We start from the raw sequence: 7,134 nt of genomic DNA, 5'->3' as shown, positions 1-7,134 counted from the left end.
TGTATTTGTTCATCATTCCTCGTGTTTGGACCAGTGCCCGGCGTCAGTGTGGCGTGTGTCGTGTTGGCGGTGGGGGTTTCGGCCGCCCGCCGGGCGCCCCCCCCCACCGCCATATCGCCCGACCACGTCGAACGGACCGACGATGACACCACTGCTCGACCTCGCACCGGCCGGCTCACCCGAGTTCCACACCGACCCGGTCACGACCGGATCACCCCTGCATCCGGCAGGGGTGCCGACCACGTGGCGATCACGGCATGCGGGCTGGTGGACCGAATGGTCATCCACCGGCACCGTCGAGGACGAGCCGTGGTCGATCGGCATCACCACCGTGCCCGAGCGCGCCGAGGCCGTGCTGGACCGCGTCGCCGCCGCGTGTGTCGCGCTGGACGTCCCGTTCCGCCATGTGCAGTCCACCGCGATCGCCCGCGCGCTGACCGCCCGCTCGGCGCCGCGCGAGCTCGCTGGCATGTTCTGCGCGGCGCAACCCGGGGACACCGCGACGCTCCGGCGGCTGCTGGCACGGCTCGCGACCGATCTCGCCGCGGAGCACGGGCCGCACCTGCTCACCCATCGCCGGTACCGGGACACCGTCGTGCAGTACCGGTTGCCCGACGGGGTTCCCGACCCGCTCACCTCGACGAGCGCGCCGCCGCCCGCACACGGCGAACACGTCCTCAACGGCCGTTACCGGGTGACCGCGGCCTGCGGCCACACGGCGAGCGGCGGCATATATCTGGCGACCGACCTGACCACCGGCCTCCCCGTCCTGGTGAAGGAAGCGAGAGCGCACATCGGCTTCGACGCCGACGGTCGCAGTGCGCGGCAACGACTCCGGCACGAGTACCGGATGCTCCAGCGCGTACACGCGGCCGCACCCCGCATCTGTCCCGCACCGGTCGACTACTTCACCGCGTGGGAACACGAGTTCCTCGTGCGGGAGTCCGTGCCCGGTCAACCACTTCTCCTGTGGTGCGCGGCGAACAGCGTGCTCTACCGGCTCTCCGCACCTGCCAGCGAACGAGACGCCTACCTGCTGCGCTGCGCCCGGCTCGTCGACACCGTTCGCCGGGACCTGAAAACGCTGCGCGACATGGGGTTGTGCTTCGGCGCACTCGACCACACGAACGTCGTCGTCCACGACGACCGGCCACGTCTCGTGGGCTTCGGCGACGTGACCCCACTCGGGGAGACACCTCTGACCGGCGCCTTCTCCCCGCCCCCTGACTGTCGTCCCGTTCCCGGTGCGGACGACTACGCCCTTTCCGCGCTGGCGATGTTCGTGCTCTTCCCCCTGCACCAGCCACTCGTGACCGATCCGGCGGGACGAGCGGACCTGCTACGCCGTGACCTCGGGCCGGTTCCGGCCGTCCTGTGGGACCGCGCGGCCAAGTACTACACGTGCCCTGTCACCGACGACGCCCTGCCCAGTGCCGAGCAACTGGACACCGATCCCGTCCACGGCCTCCGCAGGCTGGCGGCGGGCCTGACCGACGGCCTCCTCGCTGTCGCGGCACCCGACCGCGAGGACTGGCTGTTCCCGCCACCCGCCGAGATGTCCGCGGCCGACAGCCACAGCCTCGCTCACGGCACCGCGGGCATCCTGTACGCGCTGCGCCGGGCCGGGGCGGCCGTCCCGCCCGAGCTGGTCACCCGTTTCCGTCGCGACGTGCTCGGCGCGACGAGCACGCTGCCGAGCGGCCTGCAGGACGGCCTGGCGGGAATCGCCGTGGTGCTGGCCGAGCTTGGCGACCACGACCTGGCGCACCACCTCGCAGGCAAGGCGCTGCGCAGTCCGCACGCGAGCCCGGGCCTGTGGTTCGGAGCGGCCGGGACCGGGTTGGCCGCACTGCGTGTCGCGGACGTCGTCGGTGACACGGACCTCGTCGCGCGCGCCGCCGACCTCGCCGAACGGGTGCCTTCGCGCGACCACGGCACGGCAGGTCTGGCCGAGGGCCGCAGTGGCGTCGCGCTGTTCCTCCACGAACTGGGCCGGCGGACCTCGGACGATCGGTACACCGCGCAGGCACTGGACCTCCTCCACGACGAGCTCGCGAGTGCCACGCGGATCGGCGGCGAACTCGTCTTCACCGACAGGGGCGGACGCCGGATCATCTACTACCTGGCCGCAGGGTCTGCCGGCGTCGCCACTGTGCTGACCAAGCTCGCCGCGGCGACCGGTGACGAACGCTGCACCAGCGCGTTGCCCGCTGTCCTGTCCGGCTGCCGAGCGCTCAACTCCGTGCGCCCCGGCCTTTATCAGGGGGCGGCGTCCTGGGCGTACGCCATGGCGACGCATGCCGTGCACGCGGGCAGCCAGGACGACCACGCCACCGCGGTACGCATCGCCTGCGGGCTCACCAAGTACGCGATCCGGCGGCCACAGGGGCTGTGCGTGCTCGGCTCATTGGAGTCGCGGTTGTGCGGCGACCTCGCGGACGGCAGCGCCGGTGTGCTGCTCGCGCTGACCCATGTCCTGGACGGAGCCTCGGACGACACGAAGTCCGGAAGTTGAAAGGAAAACAGATGGAACAAGTACTGGCCCTGCAGGGAATCTCCGCGCCTGCGTCCACGGACGCGGCGATCACGACCCTGGGCAGCTGGATCAGCGTGGTGGACTGCGACGGAACCCACACGTCGTACTGCACCGTGCCACGATGAGGTGACCGGCTGGCGGGCACGACAGCCGTTGTCGTGCCCGCCAGCGCCCAGTCCGCCCGACGTCGCCACGAACAGAATGTCCACATCGGACGTCAGCGTGCCGCGATCACGTCACCGTGGGCAGGGTGGCGTTACGCGGCTCTGACGGAACGGCGTTCAAGACCGGCGAGCACGCGGTGCATCGCGAACACGCCCGCCTCCAGCTCCTCCAGTGTGACCGTCAGCGGCGCTCGCAGTCCGATCGACCGCGGGCCGGCGGGCCGCACGAGCACGCGCTCGTACTCGCGCAGTCCGGCGACCATCTCGTCCCGAACCTCCGTCGAGGACAGGTCGAACCCGCACATCAGGCCCCGGCCGCGGACGTGGGACACGTGGTCGGGGAACCGGACGGTGAGCCGCCCGAGCATCGCCACCAGAACGCGGCCGAGCCGCCTGGCGCGGCCGCACAGGTCGCGCGTCTCGACCACCTCCAGCACCCGGCGGGCATGGACCAGGTCGGCCAGCGCGCCCGCGACGCCGAGTTCTGTGGCGGGCGCCGCCCGGTGTCCCGCCATGACGCCGCCGAGCCGGAGCCGGTCGCCGAAGGCGACCACGTCCGGAGCGAGGCCGAGCTGCTGGTAGGCCCACGGGGTACCGGTCAGCCCGACGCCGGTCCGCACCTCGTCCAGCACGAGTAGCGCGTCGTTGTCATGGCACAGCCGCTGCGCCGCCTGGAGGAAGCCGGCGCGTACGTGGTGGTCGCCGGGGCCGGCCAGAATCGGCTCGGCGACGAGGCAGGCGATGTCGTCGCCGTGCGCGGCGAACGCCCGTCGGGTGTGTTCCAACGCCGCGCGTTCGAAGGCCGGACCGTGCTCCGGGCCAGCGCCGGGCGGCCGCAGGGCCAGCACCCGGTTCCCCGGCGCGCGCCGGCCATGTGCGGCGTTGTGGCCTCTTTTCCAGGCGGTCGCGTACTCGACCGCCCTCGCCACGGCCTGGACGCCGTCGTCGACGAACTCCCGGTACGGCAGTCTCGGGTCGCCGAGCACCCTCGCGAAGGTGTCGGCGAACTCGGCGCGCTGCCGGCGGTCGGCCTCGGTCCCGGTTGGCTCGTGGCGCGCCTGCGCCAGTTGCGTCAGGAACTCGGTGTCGTCGACCAGTTCCGGCGGGTTCACGCCGAGCACCGCGGCGCCGGGGCACGTGTGGAGGCTCAGGTACTCCTCGCCGCTGCCCTGGTCGACGAGGAACGGGCCGTGGCTCGCGCGGAAGTCGGGAACGAACGGCAGCCCGTCAGTGGGCTCCATCGCCGTGCACTTCCGCCATCGCGACAGCGATGCGGCGTGGGCCGGTGAAGGGTTCCCTGCCGTGGCTCGCCAACATGTTGTCCACCACGAGCACGTCGTCGCGCTGCCAGTCGAAACGTACCCGTGCCTTGGCGTAGCACTCGCGCAGATGCGACATCACGTCGTCGGGAATGCGAGCGCCGTCGCCGTAGTAGGTGTTCGTCGGCAGCTTCTGTTCCCCGAACAGCGCCAGCATCCCCTCGCGGACGTCATCGGGCAGCGTGGTGTTGTGGAAGAACGTGATGTGGTTGAACCACACCGTCTCGCCTGTCACCGGGTGGGTGTGGATCGCGTCGCGGACGGCCGTCGTGCGCAGTCCGTCCCTGCCCTGCCACTCCGCCTCGAGCCCGTGGCCTGCGCAGTACTCCTCGACCTCCGTACGGGACTCGGTGCCGAACGCCTGACGCCAGTTCACCCCGAAGCGCTCGTGGTAGTTGCGCACGAGCATCCACCTGCGCCGCCCGAACTCCTCGCGCACAGCCGGGTCGATCGACTCGAACAGCGCCCTGCTGTCGGCCAGCGGCGTCGCGCCGTCGGAGTGCGGCGGCTCGACACAGTAGAAGTACAGCGCCATCGGCCACGCCACCTGGTAGGAGCTCTCGTTGTGCAGGAAGATCTCCTCCGCCGCGGGGTGGTCGGTCGAGGTGTACACGTTGCCCTTGATCTCCGACCGCGGCGAGGAACGCTCGGTGTAGCGGAGTGTCTTGCCGGACAGGGAGTTCACCACGTCCTCAAGTCCTTCGACGCCGCCGACGTCGAAGCCGCGCAGCAGGATCGCGCCGTGCGTCACGATCAGGTCGCGCAGCCGCGCACGGTCGGTGGCCAACAGTTCGGGAAGGTCGTGTTCGGCCTTCTCAACGACATAGGGCAGCACTGACGTCACCTTTCCGGTCGAAGTTTCGCGATCTTGTGAAACTGCTGCGGCGCGACGTTGCCGCCGGACACCACGACGCCCACCCGCCTGCCTGCGGTCTCCAGCCGGCCCGCCAGCGCCGCCGCGGTGGCGCACGCCCCGCTCGGTTCGGCCGTCAACCGACCGCGGGTCCACAGAAACGCCATGGCGGCGGCGATCTCGCCGTCCTCGACGGACACGACCCGGTCCAGCAGCCGCCGGTTGACCGCGAAGGTGAACCGGCCCGGCACACGGTGCCGCAACCCGTCGGCCAACGTGTCCGGGGTGGGCACCGTGACCCGCCGGCCCGCCGCCAGGGAGCGCGCCGTGTCGTCGCCGCCGGCCGGCTCGACGCCGACCACCTCGATCCAGGGGCACCGGGCCTTGGCGACCGTCGCACAGCCCGCCGCGAGCCCGCCACCGCCGACCGGCACCACCAACACGTCCAGTGCACCGGCCTGCTCGAACAGTTCGAGCGCGACGGTGCCGTGCCCCGCGGCCACGTCCGGGTCGTCCGACGACGCCAGTACCGCGAAACCGTCGCGGCGGGCGATGTCCGCCACGATCTCGTCTCGGTCCCCGGCGCGCGGGTCGTAGCGCACCACGCGCGCACCGTGCGCCAGCACGGCCGCGACCTTGGTCGCCGGCGCGTCGCTCGGCAGCACCAGCACGGCGGGCAGGCCGAACTCCTCTGCGAGCGCGGCGACCGCCCGGCCGTGGTTGCCGGACGACCCGGCGACCACGCCGCGCAGGGTGCCCGGATCGAGCGTCAAGAGCTTGTTGAGCGCGCCACGGATCTTGAACGCACCGGTGCGCTGGTGGTTCTCGGTCTTGAGCACCACGACCGCACCGGTCGCCGCGTCCAGCTCGGGCAGCCGCAGCGCCGGGGTGCGCACCACCTGCCCGGCGATGCGGGCGGCGGCCCGCGCGACGTCGTCGATCAGCAGGTCAGTCCGCATCGGCCCGCTCCATCGCCTCGACGGCGGGTCTCGGACCCGCGCCCGCCTCGGCGTCATCGAGGGCGTCGAGGCCGCGCAGCAACAGGCCGGGCAGGAGCCCCGCGACCGCGACGACCGTCCCGAGGACCCACCACGCCGGCCCGGACGAGCCGAGCAGCGTGACGCCGAGCAGCACGGGCCCGACTATGTCCTGCCCGACGCGGCCCAGGTTGAAGAACGCGAGGTAGTGCCCGCGACCCTCCGGCGGGGACAGCGCGAAGGTCAACGGTGTGCTCGCGATCGTCAGCCCCTCACCGACGGTGTGGATCACCATGCCCACCACCAGCAGCCCGGTCGCCGTCAACGCGGTCGAGGCCGTGCCACCGGCCGCGTAGAACACGCATGCGATCCCGACCGCGACGCCCGCGTACGCGCACGCTCGTGCCCCGGAACGCGCGTCGGGGAACAACCGGTTCAACGGGATCTGCAGACCCATGGCCATGGCCGCGTTCAACGTGAGAATCGCGGTCAGCGCCCAGCTCGGTGCGGCCGTGTGCTCGACGACCCACAGCGGCAGCACGACCGCGAGAAGCGTGTTGCCGGTGAGCAGCACACCGTTCACGGCGGTGACGAGCACGAACCGCGGGTCGCGGATCGGCGCCCGCACCGGCGCGGACGCGTCCCGGCGCGGCGCCCGCGCCTCCGGCCCGTAACGCAACGCGTTGACCACCAGCGCGGCGAACAGGAACGTCGCGCCGTTGCCGAGGATCCCGACCTGGAAGAGCCACGCCTGGTCGAGGATCACCGGCACGGTGGCGCACAGCGAGCCCAGCACGATCGCGCCGTTGCGGACCACGAACACCCCGCCGAGTACGGTGGCCCGTTCGGCGCCGCCGAAGAACCGGTCCACCAGCGCCTGGACGACCGGTCCGCTGGTGCGGTCGAACGGGATCAGCAGACAGGTCAACACGAAGTAGGACCAGTACTGATCGGTCAACGCGTAGAGGCTGTACCCGATGCCGCGCAGCAGGTACATCACGAGCAGCGTCCGGCGCGGCCCGAAGCGGTCGGCCAGCCGGCCGAGACGCGGGCTGACGACGAACGCCAGCAGGCTTGCCACGGACATCGCGGCGCCGACGGAGGCGACCGAGAAGTCGAGGACCGTCGTGAAGTACAGGATCGAGATCGCGGTGTAGAGCCCGGTGCCCCACGAGTCGACCGCGCCGGTCACCAGCAGCAGCCGGGCAGGGCGGCGGTCGAGCAGGAGCCCGGTGGCGAGGGCGCGCAGCCGCCCAGGTGGACGCGGATCGGACACGGTCGACTC

Annotated in this window: 6 protein-coding genes; 2 read left to right on the top strand and 4 right to left on the bottom strand. The window is 71.6% G+C overall.

The genetic code is table 11. The features are described from left to right. The first annotated feature begins 142 nt into the window (after positions 1-142). Both ACIBVP_RS06150 and ACIBVP_RS06145 read left to right on the top strand, forming a co-directional pair. Positions 143-2,515, top strand: coding sequence for a hypothetical protein (locus ACIBVP_RS06150; protein WP_396104857.1), 2,373 nt, complete (start codon positions 143-145; stop codon positions 2,513-2,515). An 11-nt stretch (positions 2,516-2,526) separates the two neighbouring features. Further along, complete coding sequence (locus ACIBVP_RS06145) at positions 2,527-2,661, top strand: hypothetical protein (protein ID WP_396104856.1); 135 nt, start codon at positions 2,527-2,529, stop codon at positions 2,659-2,661. 131 nt (positions 2,662-2,792) lie between these two features. Here the strand turns inward: ACIBVP_RS06145 and ACIBVP_RS06140 are convergent, their stop codons facing one another. The 4 genes from ACIBVP_RS06140 to ACIBVP_RS06125 are packed head-to-tail and all read right to left on the bottom strand — an operon-like array spanning position 2,793 to position 7,125. Next, positions 2,793-3,941: an aminotransferase class III-fold pyridoxal phosphate-dependent enzyme gene (locus ACIBVP_RS06140; protein ID WP_396104855.1), complete on the bottom strand. Its 1,149-nt coding sequence runs from the start codon at positions 3,939-3,941 to the stop codon at positions 2,793-2,795. After that, positions 3,928-4,854: a TauD/TfdA family dioxygenase gene (locus ACIBVP_RS06135; RefSeq protein WP_396104854.1), complete on the bottom strand. Its 927-nt coding sequence runs from the start codon at positions 4,852-4,854 to the stop codon at positions 3,928-3,930. Before ACIBVP_RS06135 ends, ACIBVP_RS06140 begins: the two co-directional genes overlap by 14 nt. A 5-nt stretch (positions 4,855-4,859) precedes the next feature. Beyond that, the gene (locus ACIBVP_RS06130) at positions 4,860-5,831 is read right to left on the bottom strand and encodes a threonine/serine dehydratase (protein WP_396104853.1); all 972 of its coding nucleotides are present in this window, start codon (positions 5,829-5,831) and stop codon (positions 4,860-4,862) included. Continuing rightward, on the bottom strand, positions 5,821-7,125 hold the full coding sequence (locus ACIBVP_RS06125; protein ID WP_396104852.1) for an MFS transporter: 1,305 nt from the start codon (positions 7,123-7,125) through the stop codon (positions 5,821-5,823). Before ACIBVP_RS06125 ends, ACIBVP_RS06130 begins: the two co-directional genes overlap by 11 nt. Between the last annotated feature and the right edge of the window lie 9 nt (positions 7,126-7,134).

Source organism: Actinophytocola sp. NPDC049390 (assembly GCF_044466355.1).
GTDB lineage: Bacteria > Actinomycetota > Actinomycetes > Mycobacteriales > Pseudonocardiaceae > Actinophytocola.
The sequence above is the reverse complement of the archived record's forward strand: the minus strand, read 5'-3'. Positions and strand labels throughout refer to the sequence as shown.